This is a genomic window from Shewanella sp. MEBiC00475, from assembly GCF_005234075.1.
Lineage (GTDB): Bacteria > Pseudomonadota > Gammaproteobacteria > Enterobacterales > Shewanellaceae > Shewanella > Shewanella polaris.
Genome location: NZ_CP039928.1, coordinates 3,681,511 through 3,697,604, shown reverse-complemented (window position 1 = coordinate 3,697,604; position 16,094 = coordinate 3,681,511). Strand labels below are relative to the sequence as shown.

Annotated in this window: 17 protein-coding genes; 4 read left to right on the top strand and 13 right to left on the bottom strand. The window is 40.9% G+C overall.

Translation table 11 applies throughout. The features are described from left to right. The first annotated feature begins 11 nt into the window (after positions 1-11). Together pfaD and FCN25_RS16530 are read left to right on the top strand one after the other, a co-directional pair. Positions 12-1,640 (top strand): eicosapentaenoate synthase subunit PfaD, encoded by a 1,629-nt coding sequence (gene pfaD / locus FCN25_RS16535; RefSeq protein WP_137226510.1) that lies wholly within the window; start codon positions 12-14, stop codon positions 1,638-1,640. A 64-nt stretch (positions 1,641-1,704) separates the two neighbouring features. Beyond that, the gene (locus FCN25_RS16530) at positions 1,705-1,962 is read left to right on the top strand and encodes a hypothetical protein (RefSeq protein ID WP_137226509.1); all 258 of its coding nucleotides are present in this window, start codon (positions 1,705-1,707) and stop codon (positions 1,960-1,962) included. A gap of 98 nt (positions 1,963-2,060) precedes the next feature. On the opposite strand, the gene FCN25_RS16525 is transcribed toward FCN25_RS16530, so the two are convergent. The 4 genes from FCN25_RS16525 to FCN25_RS16510 all read right to left on the bottom strand — a co-directional run bounded on the left by FCN25_RS16525 (position 2,061) and on the right by FCN25_RS16510 (position 5,316). Further along, positions 2,061-2,750: a fumarylacetoacetate hydrolase family protein gene (locus FCN25_RS16525; protein WP_137226508.1), complete on the bottom strand. Its 690-nt coding sequence runs from the start codon at positions 2,748-2,750 to the stop codon at positions 2,061-2,063. 212 nt (positions 2,751-2,962) lie between these two features. Then, positions 2,963-3,976: a succinylglutamate desuccinylase/aspartoacylase family protein gene (locus FCN25_RS16520; RefSeq protein ID WP_137226507.1), complete on the bottom strand. Its 1,014-nt coding sequence runs from the start codon at positions 3,974-3,976 to the stop codon at positions 2,963-2,965. Beyond that, complete coding sequence (gene rimK / locus FCN25_RS16515) at positions 3,976-4,881, bottom strand: 30S ribosomal protein S6--L-glutamate ligase (protein ID WP_137226506.1); 906 nt, start codon at positions 4,879-4,881, stop codon at positions 3,976-3,978. Before rimK ends, FCN25_RS16520 begins: the two co-directional genes overlap by 1 nt. A gap of 3 nt (positions 4,882-4,884) precedes the next feature. Next, entirely contained in the window at positions 4,885-5,316 is a 432-nt protein-coding gene (locus FCN25_RS16510) for a RimK/LysX family protein (RefSeq protein ID WP_137226505.1), read from the bottom strand. A gap of 467 nt (positions 5,317-5,783) precedes the next feature. Here FCN25_RS16510 and FCN25_RS16505 point away from each other — a divergent pair, with 467 nt between their 5' ends. Both FCN25_RS16505 and FCN25_RS16500 read left to right on the top strand, forming a co-directional pair. Beyond that, the gene (locus FCN25_RS16505) at positions 5,784-6,455 is read left to right on the top strand and encodes a DUF2461 domain-containing protein (RefSeq protein ID WP_137226504.1); all 672 of its coding nucleotides are present in this window, start codon (positions 5,784-5,786) and stop codon (positions 6,453-6,455) included. A gap of 252 nt (positions 6,456-6,707) precedes the next feature. Continuing rightward, positions 6,708-8,084 (top strand): RsmB/NOP family class I SAM-dependent RNA methyltransferase, encoded by a 1,377-nt coding sequence (locus FCN25_RS16500; RefSeq protein ID WP_137226503.1) that lies wholly within the window; start codon positions 6,708-6,710, stop codon positions 8,082-8,084. 115 nt (positions 8,085-8,199) lie between these two features. Here the strand turns inward: FCN25_RS16500 and FCN25_RS16495 are convergent, their stop codons facing one another. The 9 genes from FCN25_RS16495 to cheY all read right to left on the bottom strand — a co-directional run bounded on the left by FCN25_RS16495 (position 8,200) and on the right by cheY (position 16,063). Further along, positions 8,200-8,598 (bottom strand): DUF2802 domain-containing protein, encoded by a 399-nt coding sequence (locus FCN25_RS16495; RefSeq protein ID WP_137226502.1) that lies wholly within the window; start codon positions 8,596-8,598, stop codon positions 8,200-8,202. Positions 8,599-8,690: 92 nt separating this feature from the next. Beyond that, entirely contained in the window at positions 8,691-9,185 is a 495-nt protein-coding gene (locus FCN25_RS16490) for a chemotaxis protein CheW (RefSeq protein WP_137226501.1), read from the bottom strand. 2 nt (positions 9,186-9,187) lie between these two features. Further along, positions 9,188-10,255, bottom strand: a complete 1,068-nt coding sequence (locus FCN25_RS16485) for a chemotaxis protein CheW (RefSeq protein ID WP_137226500.1) — start codon at positions 10,253-10,255, stop codon at positions 9,188-9,190. Then, a complete protein-coding gene (locus tag FCN25_RS16480; RefSeq protein ID WP_137226499.1) occupies positions 10,239-11,033 on the bottom strand; it encodes a ParA family protein in 795 nt (264 codons plus the stop codon). The genes FCN25_RS16485 and FCN25_RS16480 overlap by 17 nt, the downstream gene beginning before the upstream one ends. Before the next feature lie 45 nt (positions 11,034-11,078). Then, complete coding sequence (locus FCN25_RS16475; protein ID WP_137226498.1) at positions 11,079-11,543, bottom strand: membrane anchored protein in chemotaxis locus; 465 nt, start codon at positions 11,541-11,543, stop codon at positions 11,079-11,081. Further along, entirely contained in the window at positions 11,536-12,729 is a 1,194-nt protein-coding gene (locus FCN25_RS16470) for a chemotaxis response regulator protein-glutamate methylesterase (protein WP_137226497.1), read from the bottom strand. Before FCN25_RS16470 ends, FCN25_RS16475 begins: the two co-directional genes overlap by 8 nt. A gap of 30 nt (positions 12,730-12,759) precedes the next feature. Beyond that, a complete protein-coding gene (locus FCN25_RS16465) occupies positions 12,760-14,913 on the bottom strand; it encodes a chemotaxis protein CheA (RefSeq protein ID WP_137226496.1) in 2,154 nt (717 codons plus the stop codon). 15 nt (positions 14,914-14,928) lie between these two features. Next, on the bottom strand, positions 14,929-15,666 hold the full coding sequence (locus tag FCN25_RS16460; protein WP_137226495.1) for a protein phosphatase CheZ: 738 nt from the start codon (positions 15,664-15,666) through the stop codon (positions 14,929-14,931). Between the two features lie 13 nt (positions 15,667-15,679). After that, positions 15,680-16,063: a chemotaxis response regulator CheY gene (cheY, locus tag FCN25_RS16455; protein ID WP_011919599.1), complete on the bottom strand. Its 384-nt coding sequence runs from the start codon at positions 16,061-16,063 to the stop codon at positions 15,680-15,682. Positions 16,064-16,094 lie beyond the last annotated feature (31 nt).

The window sequence follows — 16,094 nt, the reverse complement described above, 5'->3', positions numbered from 1 at the left end:
AAGGAATAATAATGACAACTCAAGTGCATAACGAAAAGCTTTCTCCTTGGCCATGGCAAGTTAGCCAGCAACACGTCAGTTTTGACCCTGTAGGCATGGATAAGAAGCTTAAAGATTTATCACAAGCGTGTTATGTGGTTAACGACACACAACAAGGCTTAGGGGTTGCTCAGCAAGCCCAAGTCGTAACCGATGCTATTACTGCAGCAAATGCTCTGCCAGTCAGCGCATTTGCCCCTGCCCTTGGCACCCAAAGCTTAGGTGACAGTAATTTCCGCCGCGTGCATGGGGTAAAATTCGCCTATCATGCTGGCGCAATGGCCAATGGTATTTCTTCTGAAGAACTGGTTATTGCGTTAGGTCAGGCTGGTATTTTATGTTCATTTGGCGCAGCAGGGTTAATTCCATCTCGAGTTGAACAAGCGATTAACCGCATTCAAGCCGCGCTGCCAAACGGGCCTTATGCGTTTAATTTAATCCACAGCCCAAGTGAACCCGCACTTGAACGTGGCAGTGTCGAGCTATTTTTAAAGCACAAAGTGCGCACTGTTGAGGCCTCTGCCTTTTTAGGTTTAACCCCACAAATTGTCTATTACCGTGCAGCCGGTTTAAGCCGTGATGCAAACGGTGATGTGCAAATAGACAATAAAGTGATTGCGAAAATCAGTCGTACTGAAGTGGCGATTAAATTCATGCAGCCTGCACCTGTTAAAATACTGCAACAGTTGGTTGATGAAGGACTTATCAGCGCAGAGCAAATGGCGTTGGCTCAGCTAGTGCCTATGGCTGATGATATTACTGCTGAAGCAGACTCAGGCGGTCATACCGACAATCGACCATTAGTCACTTTATTGCCCACTATTTTGGCATTAAAAGATCAAGTACAAGCACAATACAAGTATAAGACCCCTATTCGTGTTGGTGCCGGTGGTGGTGTTGGCACGCCTGACGCAGCACTGGCGACATTTCATATGGGTGCAGCCTACATTGTTACCGGTTCAATCAACCAAGCCTGTGTCGAAGCCGGAGCCAGCGAGCATACTCGTAAATTACTGGCCACCACAGAAATGGCCGATGTGACTATGGCACCTGCTGCCGATATGTTCGAAATGGGCGTGAAGCTGCAAGTGGTAAAGCGCGGCACTTTATTTCCAATGCGCGCCAACAAGTTATATGAAATATATACCCGCTATGATTCTATTGAAGCGATTCCAAGCGAGGAACGTGAAAAGCTTGAAAAACAAGTATTCCGCTCAAGCCTGGATGATATTTGGGCTGGCACGGTAGCGCATTTCAATGAGCGCGACCCAAAACAAATTGCGCGCGCTAAAAATAATCCTAAACGTAAAATGGCGTTAATTTTCCGCTGGTATTTAGGTTTATCAAGCCGTTGGTCAAACACTGGTGAGCTTGGTCGCGAGATGGATTATCAAATCTGGGCAGGTCCGGCACTCGGCGCCTTTAACGCATGGGCTAAAGGCAGTTATTTAGATGACTACACCCAGCGTCATGCAGTAGACTTAGCCAAACACTTAATGCATGGCGCAGCTTATTTGGCCCGAGTTAATTTATTAACGGCACAAGGTGTTAGCCTTCCGGTAGCATTACAACGCTGGCGTCCAATTGACCAAGTAAAATGATCGACCAAATGAAATAGATTGATCTCGCTTTATTGCGAGATCAGCTAGAAAGATAGGAACCGACATGAGCGATACCCAGAAACTCGATTTTTCAGCGATTAATGACCCAACATTGGCATCGTTTAATCAACAAAAAAACCTGATAAAACGCATGCTCAAAGGTAACAGCGCAACTTGCAGCGACTGTAGTAAACCGCTGACGCTGCAACTACCGCCTAACACTAAAAAAGCACCAAAAAGTACTAAAGCCCCTGGGATTTATTGCGCTAAAGGTTGCACTGACATTGAGCTAGACATGGAAGCCGTAGCGTTAATGAAATAGCATTAATTAAGCGAGCCAATTTAATGCCTTCATAAAAAATGACCTTCTTTAATAAGATGGTCATTTTTTTCGAGCATTCTTTATTTCACGGCCTAACGCTATTTTGCCTGCCATTGCTTAACGATTTCTGGGTTACCACAAAGCTGTTCAATCGGTTTATCCCCCGACTGTGCAGCTTCAAATACAGTAAATGGCACATTAGCCCATAAGCTCAGCTCAAAAGTAGCATTTTCTGTCACCACACCTACGCCTTTAGGTGTGCCTGTCATGACAATGTCACCATCGTTTAAGGTCATAAACTCACTGACGGCGTTATAAATAGCGTGTGGCTGGTACATCATTAATTGCTGATGACCTAATTGCGTCACGACATTATCAATGGTTAATTGAAAGCACCAATCTTTTATATCTGCAGTTATAGCAATAAATTCGCTGAATAACGCCGAGCCATCAAAAGCTTTAGAACGCTCCCACGGTAAACCTTTGGTTTTTAACTTGGTTTGCAGCTCACGCTTGGTCATATCAAGCCCAACACCAACCGCACTAAAATGACCATTATTCACCATAAAGCACAACTCGGCCTCGTAATGTAAGGGCTCACCTAAGTAACTACATAAGGTGTTAGTAATGGCTGAGTTTGGCTTAAGAAACACTACCATATCATCAGGAATGTCATTACCGAGTTCGTGAATATGCTCGGCATAATTACGACCAATACAAATGATTTTTGATGGGGAGATTAATTGATGATCGTCTTGTTGTTTTAGTTCTACCGTTTGTAAACCCACATTAACCTCTTCAAAATGAAAACACCTCTAAAATCGTTAATTTAGGATAAGCGTTACACAAGGATATGAGCAATTAATATTTTTGATTATCTAAGAAAAAATCAATTTACAAGTCAATGAGTCATTAATTAAACGGTGTGATACAAAGTATGAGGGATAATCAATGAATCGCGTCGGGTTAGTCCAACGCGATTCATGTTTATAGCAAAAAACTAAGCGTATTCTTGCATAAAATCATCAAGGTTATCGTTGATAATTTCTATTTCATCACCGCTAAATTGGGCGATATGAAACAAGGCTTCACCTTCATTCGTCACCGGAATATTACTGTTACCAATAATAATCCCGTCAGTAGGTGCAAGTAGAGGCAATGGTTCACCACCCAAAGGATTAACAATATTGGCTAACACCTGCCCTTTGGATACGCGCTCGCCCAATTTAAGCTTAATGTTAACTAAGCCATCTGACTCACTGCGAACCCAATAACTGCGGCTGGCATTAACACTGGTACTTTTAGTTTTAATTTTGCCTTTAGTCATATTTAAACAGCGCATCACATTGATAACGCCATTGACGCCAGACTTAATCGACATATCACTAAAACGCAGCGCTTCGCCTGCCTCATATAAAATACAAGGAATATCAAGGCTATTAGCGTAACCACGCATTGAACCTTCACGTGCTTTTGATGACATTATCACCGGTGCACCAAAGGCATTTGCCATGTCGAGCATCACTTTATTATCGGTATCACAGCGGATCTGCGGTAAATTATCTCGATGGATAGCACCGGTATGTAAATCGACAATATGCGTCGCTCGTTTAACTAAAACACTACTGAATAAATGTGCCAGACGACTTGCTAACGCGCCTTTAGCTGAGCCCGGGAAACAGCGATTTAAGTCGCGGCGATCCGGTAAATAACGAGATTGTTGAATAAAACCAAATACGTTAACGATGGGAACAATTAACAAGGTTCCCGTTAAGGTTTTAGCATTAACACGACCGAGCAAGCGTCGACATATTTCAATGCCATTTAACTCATCACCGTGAATGGCTGCACAAACCAATAAAACGGGGCCCGCTTTAGTGCCGTGAAATACTTCAACGTGCAGATCCATCGGTGTATCGTTATACAGTTTTGCTGCGGGCAATTTGACACTTTGTTGAGTGCCTGCCGCTACGCTAACATCACCGAAAACGAACGGTTCGTGCTTTTTTGCCATTAACCAACTCCTTTCGTTTTTGTACTAGAAGGTTTCACATTTTTTTCGATAAATTGAATGATTTTTTCAGCGACATCAATACCGGTGGCTTTTTCGATACCTTCAAGACCTGGAGATGAGTTAACTTCCATCACTAAAGGACCGTGTTTTGAGCGTAAAATATCGACACCTGCAACATTTAGCCCCATTGTTTTAGCAGCACGTAACGCCGTTGAGCGCTCTTCTGGAGTCAACTTAACAATGCTAGCAGAACCGCCACGATGCAGATTAGAACGAAACTCGCCTGGTAATGCCTGACGTTTCATTGCCGCTATCACTTTGTCACCAATCACGAAACAACGAATATCTGCACCGCCTGCTTCGGCAATATATTCTTGCACCATAATGTTGGCTTTTAAGCCCATAAACGCTTCGATAACCGATTCTGCTGCTTTACGCGTTTCAGCTAAAACAACCCCAATACCTTGGGTTCCTTCAAGTAGCTTAATCACACAAGGGGCGCCACCAACCATGTCTAATAAATCGGGGATGTCTGCCGGTTTGTTAGCAAAGCCTGTTACTGGTAAACCAATATTCTTACGTGATAATAGTTGCAATGAGCGTAACTTATCCCGTGAGCGCGTAATGGCAACCGACTCATTTAATGGATGAGTTCCCATCATCTCAAACTGACGTAATACTGCAGTGCCATAAAAGGTGACCGATGCGCCGATACGCGGAATAACGGCGTCAAATTTTGGTAGTTCTTCACCGCGTACATGGATACTTGGCGCATTCATGTTGATGTTCATATAACATTTTAATGGGTCAACAATATTAACAATATGACCACGAGCTTCTGCTGCTTCTTTTAATCGACTAGTCGAATATAGATTTTTATTTCTCGACATAATTGCTATGTGCATTTGTTATTCTCCTGCTAAAAACGATTCTGCTGAATTAACCAAAAAACGCCCGGCTAATGCACGACGTCCCAATAACATTCTAAATTTCATGTGATCTCGATTAGTTAACGTCAATTCGATATCAAAAAGTTCCTCACCAATAAGGATAGGTGTTTTTATCACGTAGCGTTTGGTGACATGACCACCTGAATCGCTGACATCTCGTCGATCAAATACACTAAACTCACACACAACTTCACGATCTGAATCTTGATCAGGGTGAAGCCAGACTCTTACCCATTTTTGGTTGTTTTTTTGAAACGGTTTTATTTTAAATGCATGTAAACAGGATGTTTTTGCCCCTGTATCCACTTTGATTTTGACTCGTTCGTTGCCAATATCAGGAAAAGTACCCCATTCACGCCAACCCACAATTCCGAGGGAATGTTCAGTCATGGTCAATCCTTTCTTGTAGAGGAATTATTCATTCCAAGTGTAATCATTCAATAAAATCAATGTTTGAATAAACGTCATGTTTAGCTTAATTCGAGACAGGCTAAATAGACAAATATTACTATATAGGATGTTAATAAACAGGTTTTTACACCAATAAAATAGCCTTAGCAACAACTTTAGCACTAAGGTGTTATTTATATCGAATTAACATCAACAAAATAGTTAAAAAAAATATTTATGTCAGTAAGTTACAATGATAATAAAATAATATCAAAAGCACTAAAAAACAAAGCTTACTTGATGTTTTAACACTACAAATACTCAGTTAATATAAAAGTGTTCAAATAATGTTCATAATATTAATGACTTAAATCAATGTATCCTATTTCACTCATGGCAGACATTGTTTAACATGTTAGAAAAACTATCACATCATTCAGCATCGCTATTGTTAAAAAGGTATTACCATGTTCAGCCAACTCAGTTTCAACTTTTTAAACAGCTTAGCCATTAACAACGATAGAGAATGGTTCAAAGCCAATCAACAGCAATACGAAGATCAAGTTAGAACACCTGCGTTACAGTTTATAGAAGCCATGCAAGGGCCTATTTTAGGTATGTCTCCGCGCTTCACCGCTGTGGCTAAAAAAGTGGGTGGCAGCTTAATGCGTCCACAACGCGACAGTCGCTTTAGTAAAGATAAAACACCCTATAAAACTAATGTCGGCATTCAGTTTAAACACTTTCAAGCCAAAGATGTCCATGCTCCGGGGTTTTATGTTCACATCGCTAATGATGAATGCTTCATTGCCGCGGGCATTTGGCACCCCGAATCAAAAGATCTCAATGCCATTCGTCATTGTATTGATGAAAACCCTAATGCTTATCAAAAAGCATTAGCTCAACTATCGCAAGCAGGATTTGAATTAACGGGAGATAGTTTAATTAGACCTCCACGAGGATTTGATAAAAATCACCCAATGATTGACGAGCTCAGACGCAAAGACTTTATTGCCATCAAGCCTATTAGCTCACAACAAGTATGCCAGGCTGATTTTGTTGAATTTTGTAACCAAGAATATCAACATACACGCGCCTTAATGGCTTACTTATGTTTTGCATTAGATTTAGACTTTTAATTATCAGTAACAATCGTAACAACAAGAAAGTTTTACTCCGTTGACACTATTGTTACTGAAAATGTAATAGCACAATTATAATGATAATCTTCTAAGGTTTCTTCACTTTGGAAGATTATGATTACAGTATTCGGTGCTTTTTAATGCGTCACAGTTTTAGATCATCATTTAGATAAGCCATGTTAAACTAGCAGAAAATAGTCTTCAGAACAGCATAATGAAATTTGCTGTTCAGTAACCTCAGGTCAATTCATGAGTAATAACATTCCCGCCATGTCTAACGTAACTGCATCAGACGATAAACATGTGCAAGACATCGCTGCGACCACACCAGCGCAAAAACGAGCCCTAAGTTACGCTACAACCATTGCGATGCTATTTGACCAGGTCATGAGTACAAGCATGCCCGCTGATAGAATCATCGGCCAATATTTTCGTGAACATAAAAAGCATGGTTCTAAAGATAGACGAGTAATCCGTGAAAGTTTGTTTGGTCTATTTCGATGGAGGGGCTGGTTAAACCAATTAGACTCAGGTCAAAAACATTCTATCTGGTTTCAACAACTAAGCACCTGTGCGATGTTAGAGCAACATCAGTGGAGTGACATAATCACTGCTTGGAATGAATTTGCACAATGGCCTCAAACTCGCGCGGACCAAATACAACTAGAACACAAAGCATCTTTGAATGACAAATTGAGCGCATTTGCAACATTAAGCGGCATTACTACCAGCCAAATCACCCAACTATTACCACAATGGTTTTGGCAGCTTTGTCCTGTCGCTGAAGCCGATCAATATGCTGTTGTTAACGCAATGAGCAGTCGACCACCAATATGGACTCGTGCACAAACACTGTCGGCAGCAAAAGTGATTGAGTCTCTTAGACAAGCGGGGGTTGAAGCAGAAGCTAGCCATTACTTTTCAGATGCCATAAGTTTGGGCCATAAAAGTATTAACCTAAATGAGATAAATCTTTATAAGCAAGGTCATATTGAAATTCAAGATTTAGCCTCGCAAGTCATTGGCCAAATTTGCCAACCAAGTAGCCATGAAAAATGGTGGGATGCTTGCAGTGGTGCTGGTGGTAAAACCCTGCAGTTATACTCATTAATGTCACAACAAAATGTTCCCATCACTGGCAACATTATTGCTTCTGACATTCGCCGCAAACCATTAGAAGAACTTCGTAAACGCGCTAATCGGGCAGGTTTTGAGAATATTAGTGTTGTAGCTTGGAAGGGCGATGAATTACCAGTAGATGCTAAAGCCTTTGATGGTGTTTTAGTGGATGCTCCATGTAGCTGTACTGGTACTTGGCGTCGCAATCCTGATATGCGCTGGCTTGATGATGCCAGTGCAATAACAGACAAACCAATACTACAATTAGCCATTTTACGTCGTAGTGCTGTAGCAGTAAAATCAGGCGGTAAATTGATTTATGCAACTTGCTCTTTATCACCAAGTGAAAATGAGCAAATAGTGCAAGACTTCTTATCTGAAACCACTGAGTTTGAGCTAGAACCAGTCACCCATCCTTTTACCGGCCAACAATGCGATATGTTAACAATTTGGCCTCAGCAAGCTGATAGCGATGGTATGTTTGTCGCCAAGATGCGTCGTAAATAGCATACTTCACCAAAGATTAACTAATACCAATCCTTATTAGATAAAGCATTACCCACTAAAAAGCCATCATATCGATGGCTTTTTTATTATGGAGAGCCAGACTGGCAACGCTCGACTATTTACGATGTATACGAAGTATTAATTCAGCTTCTGCTTTCGGCAGTTCGCACTCTTGCATTAACTCATCAATTCCTGCGCCTAAACCCACCATTTTCACAGCCCGAGAATATAATTTTGCTTGTGGATCTTGTTGGCTGGCTTCTTCAAGCATGTCAGATTGTTTAGAAAGTTTTTTCTCTAATTCAACAACCCGTCTACCAACACCGATTGTACCACTGCGCAATTCGTGTAATTCACGCTTAAAAGCTTCTCGTTGGCGATCACTTTCTTTGACAAGTACTGTCAGAGCATCGACTTTTTTCTTCAATTTACTCGATTGTTTTTGTAAATAAAGAACCAAGCCAAGACATGCAATCACGTACACTAAAGCTGCAATTAGAAATTCATCACCCATTAATATACCTATGTTGGCATTACCTAAATACAAAGCTAAAGCAAAACAAAAAGCCAACAATAATTAGGTTGGCTTGTTTTATTAGAATGTATTTAAAGTTGAGTTAATTCAACCCATTCATCGTCAGATAATAACTTATCTAAATCAACTAAAATTAATAGTTCATTATCGCGATTACTCACACCTTGAATAAATTTAGCACTTTCTTCAGTGCCGACGTTAGGTGCATTATCGATTTCAGACCGGCGTAAATAGACCACTTCGGCGACGCTATCAACCAAAATACCGATAACTTGTTTTTCTGCTTCAATAATAACGATACGAGTTGAATCGTCTAATTCAGCAGATTGTAAACCAAAACGTGAACGAGTATCGATAACCGTTACTACATTTCCGCGGAGGTTAATAATCCCTAAAACATAATCAGGAGCACCTGGCACAGGTGCTATTTCGGTGTAACGTAATACCTCTTGAACTTGCATTACGTTAATACCATAGGTTTCATTATCTAATTTAAATGTTACCCATTGTAATACGGCATCGTCTTTACTTGCAGCAACCGCTGCTACACTTCTAGAATCGCTCATAGTTAACCTCGGTCAATCGAATCCTGACAACCTAAACCTGCATCAAGCATTTTGATTAATGCTTGAACATGTAAAATGCCACACATTTGTTGCTTTACTACCCCAGCAAGCCAAGGACGCTTACCCGGCTTTTCACGCCAATTGACGTGAGATTTATCTATTTTAACGGCGTTAACTAACGATTCGCACGTTAATCCCCATTGACTATCTTCAAGCATTACAAGGTACTGATATTTTACCGTTTGTGCTAATTCTGGAGAATACTTTTCAGGCATCACCCATGCACAGGTATCAACCACATTTATTTTACTGTCGCGATGGGTTTGCACCCCCATAAACCAAGAGGGTCTACCAATAAGATGGTTTATCTTCTCAATTTTAATAATTCCACCTAAGCTCACCAGTGGAACCGCTAACGTTAATCCTGCTACCTTAAAAAATAACACCTGAAATTCATCATCGAGTAATTCTTGTAAATCATGAGTAATACTCGGCGGTTGATGGCCAACCTGAGTTTGTGGCACCGTGTCTTCGTGTACCGCAGCCTCCGCCACCAACTGATCATGCTTAATAATAGCGTCTTTTATGTCAGTACGTGAACTTTCATTAATTTTTATATCGACTAACGGCTTGATTTCTTTATCCGTTAATCGTGTTTTTTGTATTTCTGCAGTATCGATTACCGTTTTAGGTTCGATCTGAGTGATAGCCCGACGCACACGTTCAGAGCTGGCTTTAATTTGTTGCGATATATCAACTTCTGTTTTTGGTTTAGACACCGCTGACAGTAATTTTTCCAACGCAAGTTTATCGACATTAGTCGTCGGCTCTGCATATAGCCGTTGATTAACAATAACAGGAGCAGATTTTGAAGATGTCAATTGCGAATAATGAGCCGATAATGCTATTTCTGCTGCACTTAAATTGACAGAACTACTAGCGATGTCATTGACGGGAGCAACAGAAATAGTTTGTTTTATCTCAGGGCTTCTTTCAGGAGTAGCTTTTGGCAGTTCCTGTAATAAAAGACTGAAATAATCAAAAACAGTTTCATCAACCGATTTTGACATGATTGAACTCCCGAGAATATAAAAAATCTAGCAGGCGATTATATGCTTTTACACCTCGGCTACTGGCAGAATAATGTGATGCTGGTAAATGAGCCAAGCTCGCGTCTCTAAATTTAGTATCAACAGGAATCACGTCATCAGGCCAAAGCATTGGACCATATTGATCCTGTAAAAATTGCAGTGCTACTGGGGAAGCTTTTGTACGCTTGTCATACATAGTGGGCAGAACAGTATAGCTATAACGTGTTGTTTTAGAACGTCCCATGATGTCCATGGTTTTGACCATACGCTCAAGTCCTTTTATGGCCAAAAACTCAGTTTGAACAGGAATAATAATATGATTACTTGCCGCTAATGCATTAACCATTAACACCCCTAAAACGGGTGGGCAATCGATAATAGCCACATCATATTTATCTTCAACCAGTGCTAATAAATTTCTTAGCACCAAGCCCATTCCTTCTTGATGGCCTAATGATCGATCGAGTGTCGCTAACGCCATATTTGCCGGAATAATATCCAAGCCTTCAATCTGAGTTGGGATAACATTTTGTAAAATGAATTCTTGGGTCAACGACTGATGCTGCAAAAATACATTATAAAGTGAGCTAGGCACTTCGTCGGAATCAATACCCAAATAATAACCAAGAGAGGCATGAGGATCTGTGTCAATCATCAACACACGTTGACCACGCTTAACCAATGATCCGGCTAAACTGGCTACAGTGGTGGTCTTACCCACTCCACCTTTTTGGTTAGCTACCGTCCATACTTTCAAAAAAGCCTCTCAACTTATCATAATGATGCTGTTATCGAATAATGACTACTGTTTATCTTGCTTATCATCACGGGTTGTTACGCGAATACCACCATTGGATAAACGGATCACTTTAACCCCTTGAGCATTTTCCGATACGATAACGTCTTGCTTTTTCAATTCAGCAGAAACATCAGTATCATTCTTATTGCTATCAACTTCAGTTAGCGGTTCACTATCTAAAGCTCCTGGTCCCAATAACACGCTTTGTGTTTGATCCTTTTTTGCAGACGATATCATTGCTTTTGTCTGTTCAGGGTGTTGAGTTAACCAATTAGCAATATTAGCCGCTTGGTCTTCAGGTGCCATCAACAATACTTGAGAAGCAGTTAAACGTAAAACATCTTGCTCTAATAATGTGACTTTACGATGAGCATGAATATATAAACCCGCTAACACTAATATGACTATAAAGGATAAAAATAACCCCAGAGAGAGCTTAGTCTGTAAAGAGTATTCAGACTTAGCCACGACTAGACTCTTTTAAAATGGCTTCAGCCATATTTTCTAGCGCAATAGAATGAGAAGATAGTCCAGCTGAAGCTATAGCTTGCGGCATTCCATATACCACACAACTAGCTTCATCTTGTGCCCAAATAGTCGCACCAGCAGACTTTAACATTCTGGCCCCTTCTCTACCGTCAGCCCCCATTCCCGTTAATATAACGGCTAAAACATCACCACCAAAAGCTTTAGATGCTGACGCAAAAGTAATATCCACAGACGGTTTATAGTTCATTTCAGGGGTTCCTGGAATCACTTTCAATCTTCCGTTCATACCATTTCGGTCAATCATCAATTGCATTCCGCCAGGCGCTAAATAGGCACAACCAGGATGCATAACATCACCATTTTCGGCCTCTTTCACTTCAATTTTACACAGTGTATTTAACCGAGCAGCAAAAGCGGGCGTAAAAGCAGCAGGCATGTGTTGGATCAACACAATAGGATGAGGATAATTAGCCGGGAAAGCCGTTAACACTTTTTGTAATGCTACCGGACCCCCTGTTGATGTTCCGATCAATAAAACTTTATATAGCTTACCACTGGCTCGAATAGACGATACTGAAGAAGTGGATTGATGAGCAGTCTGACGTTCCGGAACTGGAGTCGCTATACTTGAACGAGTTTCCGTAGTTGAATTCAAACGACTGCTTAGAGGGCGAGAAGACAGCTTTGCTTCTTTATCGACAATCGTTGTTCTACGAGGTTCAGGTGCATTTACAAAAGTAGACGTTAACGAACTAGGACGATACATTCTACGTCGCCCTAACGCTTTAATTCGTTGTTGTAATAAAAAAATTGCATCATCTTTATTAGTGGCAATATCTTCAAAACGTTTAGGCAAAAAATCTAATGCACCGGCTTCTAACGCATCGAGAGTGGCTTTTGCGCCATCATGCGTTAATGATGAAAACATCAAAATTGGAGTAGGATTCTTAGCCATGATTTCACGGACAGCAGTTATACCGTCCATCACAGGCATTTCAATATCCATCGTAATGACTTGTGGCTTTAACTTTGCAGCCATATCAACAGCTTCTTTGCCATTAACAGCAACGGCAATGACTTCGAGATCAGGATCTTGATTGACAATCTCACTGACTCGACGTCGAAAAAAACTGGAATCATCTACAACAAGTACTTTTATGGCCATTTAAGTCCTTAATTAATGGAACTTTTGTTGTTATTTTCTGCTCTTTGCATAATGTTTTAGCAACCCAGGTACATCTAAAATAAGTGCAATACCACCATCAGATGTAATTGTCGCGCCAGCCATTCCAGGTGTACCTTGCAACATACTACCAAGCGGTTTAATGACCACTTCTTCTTGGCCAATCAACGCATCAACAACAAAACCAATTTGCATGGTACCAAGCTGGACAATCACAACATGGCCTCGTTCTTTGTCACCATGTTTAAAAGTAGACTTTTTACTGTGCAGCCAATGCTCTAAATAAAAGAGTGGTACGGCTTTATTACGGAAAATAACCGTCAGCTGGCCATCAACAATATTGGTATTTTTTAAATCTAAATTAAAGATTTCATTTACGCTCGATAATGGCAGTGCAAATACTTGATTAGAAACATCAACCATTAATGTCGGCATAATAGCCAAGGTTAATGGCACTTTAATTTCAAGTATTGTGCCCTTACCTTTCATCGAGTCTATATGAACAGTACCATTAAGTTGATTAATGCGGGTTTTAACCACATCCATCCCTACACCACGACCTGAAATATCTGAAATTTCAACCTTGGTTGAAAAACCAGGAGCAAAAATAAGGTTATAAGCTTCGCTATCGGTCATTCTCGAGGCGGCATCTTCATCTAACACACCACGATTTATTGCAATTTGTTTTAACTTCTCAGGATCCATCCCTGCACCATCATCCTCAATTTTTAGTAGGATGTGGTCACCTTCTTGGCTAGCTGATAAGGTAATGGTACCAGCCCGAGGTTTACCATTCGCTTCGCGCGTAATCGGCATTTCGATACCATGATCGACCGAGTTACGAACTAAGTGAACTAAAGGGTCGGCTAACGCTTCTACCAGGTTTTTATCAAGATCTGTGTCTTCACCAATCATGATTAAATCAATTTCTTTATTTAGGGTGCGCGCCATATCTCGAACAACACGAGGGAAGCGTCCAAATACCTTCTTGATTGGTTGCATGCGAGTCTTCATTACCGCGCCTTGTAAATCAGCGGTAACTAAATCAAGATTTGCAAGGGCCTTAGACATTTCCTCGTCTTCACGATTAATTCCTAAACTAACCAATCGATTACGTACCAATACTAACTCACCAACCATATTCATGATTTCATCTAAACGAGCTGTATCTACACGAACCGTTGTTTCGCCTTGTGGAACAGAAGGTGCTTTCGCAGGAGCTTTATCTTTAACCAGTTCTACTTTCGGTGTGACCGCCGGTGGCGTTGCAGCCGCGGGCTTCGCAACAGGTGTCACTACGGATTTCTTAGGTTCTATTTTGGCAGCAGTGACAGGTTCTGATTGCGTTTTAGCAACCGCTGGGGCACCGGCTTTACCATGCAACTCATCTAAAAGGCGTTCAAACTCATCGTCAGTAATTTCATCTGAATCAACTAGAGGTTCAACAACCGGAGTACTTGCTGGCGGCTTAGGTGAAACAAGGGGATCAGACTTTTGTGAAAGTGAACCAGAACCGTGTAACTCATCTAGTAATGCTTCAAATTCGTCATCAGTAATTTCGTCGCTATTACTTGCAGCAGGCTGTAAAGCCGCTTGAGATGATACTGGACTTTTACCAGTACCATGTAAAGCATCAAGTAATGCCTCAAATTCGGACTCATCAATGTCATCAATACTACCAGAACCAGACAATATACCTGATGAAGAGGAGATACCTTCGATGTGTTCTGGTTCGCTTGGCTCAAGATCTTCAACTGTCATTTCTGAAGGTAAAGGGGCGCCTGAACTTAATAATTTGAGTTTAGCGAGCAGTTCAGAATCTGCAGAGTCTTGTTCTTGCCCCTGCTGAGTTTGAGCAAACATAGTATTAATAGCGTCGACCGCTTGCAAAATAATATCCATTAACTCTGCATTTACGCCACGTTTTCCGGTGCGTAATAAGTCGAACGTATTCTCAGCTTCGTGACACACATCAACCATGGGTTTTAGGCTTAAAAAGCCTGCGCCACCCTTAACAGTGTGAAATCCACGGAAAATAGCATTAAGTAAATCACTGTCATCAGGATTATTTTCAAGAGCAACAAGCTGCTCTTGTAGAAGCTCTAAAATCTCGCCAGCTTCAATTAAAAAGTCCTGGAGTATCTCTTCATCAACATCAAAGGACATTAAATTGACTCCTAATTAGAAACCGAGGTTTGATAGCAGATCGTCTACTTCATCCTGACCAGTCACAACATCTTCACGTAATTCAGCATGCATGATGGGACCTTCTGCTTCTATCTTATTATCGTTTATAGCTGGCGATGATTCGGTAACATGATCTCCAAACACAGTTAACATTGAGACCAAATTACTTTCTACTTCACGAACTAAATCTATCACTCTGCGGATCATTTGACCCGTTAAGTCTTGGAAGTCTTGTGCCATTAAAATTTGATTTAATAGCTCACGTAGACGGTTTGAATCATGTTCGCTATGGGACATAAACTGCTGAACATCATGACAAAGTGATTTAAACTCACCTAATTGAATATCACGACTCATTAGCTTATCCCACATAGGCGTCATAGATTGTATATTACTAATGATGGTATCGGCCAAAGGTAGACATTCTTCAACTGCGTCCATGGTTTTATTTGCAGCTTGTTCTGTCATATCGATAACATAATTCAATCTTTCTTTAGCATCCGGTATCTCGGTATTCGCTAATTCAGATAAACGGTTATCTACTTGAAAATCTCTTAATGCACTATGGAGTTGTCGAGTTAACTTACCGACCTCTTCAAAAAGCTCGCGCTGCAATGGTGTTGCAAGCTCCCTGATAACGTCATCTGCTTTATTTTGCTGACCAGAAGAAAGCAACTCAACAAGTTCTTGGGCCTGTTCGAGAGTGATCAACCCCGATATTGATGCCTGCATGACTTATCCTTGCTTATGCGAGTCGTTCAAAGATTTTATCTAACTTTTCTTTTAACGTCGCCGCGGTGAAAGGTTTTACCACGTAACCATTAACACCGGCTTGCGCTGCTGCAATAATCTGTTCACGCTTAGCTTCTGCGGTTACCATCAATACAGGTAAATGCTTTAAAGAATCATCGGCACGAATCGCTCTAAGCAAATCGATACCTTGCATTCCCGGCATGTTCCAGTCTGTTACTACAAAATCAAAATCGCCTTTTTGTAACATAGGTAGGGCTGTTGAGCCATCATCTGCTTCTTGGGTATTATTAAATCCCAAATCTCGCAACAAGTTCTTAATGATACGCCTCATTGTTGAAAAATCGTCAACAATGAGAATCTTCATATTCTTGTCCAAGGTTTCCTCCGGTGAGCTGATACTCATTTGC

What these genes read in the sequence shown, in the direction of transcription:
- pfaD (WP_137226510.1), top strand. Translation starts at nt 12, where the DNA reads ATGACAACTCAAGTGCATAACGAAAAGCTTTCTCCTTGGCCATGGCAA.
- FCN25_RS16530 (WP_137226509.1), top strand. Translation starts at nt 1,705, where the DNA reads ATGAGCGATACCCAGAAACTCGATTTTTCAGCGATTAATGACCCAACA.
- FCN25_RS16520 (WP_137226507.1), bottom strand. Translation starts at nt 3,976, where the DNA reads ATGGCAAAAAAGCACGAACCGTTCGTTTTCGGTGATGTTAGCGTAGCG.
- rimK (WP_137226506.1), bottom strand. Translation starts at nt 4,881, where the DNA reads ATGCACATAGCAATTATGTCGAGAAATAAAAATCTATATTCGACTAGT.
- FCN25_RS16510 (WP_137226505.1), bottom strand. Translation starts at nt 5,316, where the DNA reads ATGACTGAACATTCCCTCGGAATTGTGGGTTGGCGTGAATGGGGTACT.
- FCN25_RS16505 (WP_137226504.1), top strand. Translation starts at nt 5,784, where the DNA reads ATGTTCAGCCAACTCAGTTTCAACTTTTTAAACAGCTTAGCCATTAAC.
- FCN25_RS16500 (WP_137226503.1), top strand. Translation starts at nt 6,708, where the DNA reads ATGAGTAATAACATTCCCGCCATGTCTAACGTAACTGCATCAGACGAT.
- FCN25_RS16495 (WP_137226502.1), bottom strand. Translation starts at nt 8,598, where the DNA reads ATGGGTGATGAATTTCTAATTGCAGCTTTAGTGTACGTGATTGCATGT.
- FCN25_RS16490 (WP_137226501.1), bottom strand. Translation starts at nt 9,185, where the DNA reads ATGAGCGATTCTAGAAGTGTAGCAGCGGTTGCTGCAAGTAAAGACGAT.
- FCN25_RS16485 (WP_137226500.1), bottom strand. Translation starts at nt 10,255, where the DNA reads ATGTCAAAATCGGTTGATGAAACTGTTTTTGATTATTTCAGTCTTTTA.
- FCN25_RS16470 (WP_137226497.1), bottom strand. Translation starts at nt 12,729, where the DNA reads ATGGCCATAAAAGTACTTGTTGTAGATGATTCCAGTTTTTTTCGACGT.
- FCN25_RS16465 (WP_137226496.1), bottom strand. Translation starts at nt 14,913, where the DNA reads ATGTCCTTTGATGTTGATGAAGAGATACTCCAGGACTTTTTAATTGAA.
- FCN25_RS16460 (WP_137226495.1), bottom strand. Translation starts at nt 15,666, where the DNA reads ATGCAGGCATCAATATCGGGGTTGATCACTCTCGAACAGGCCCAAGAA.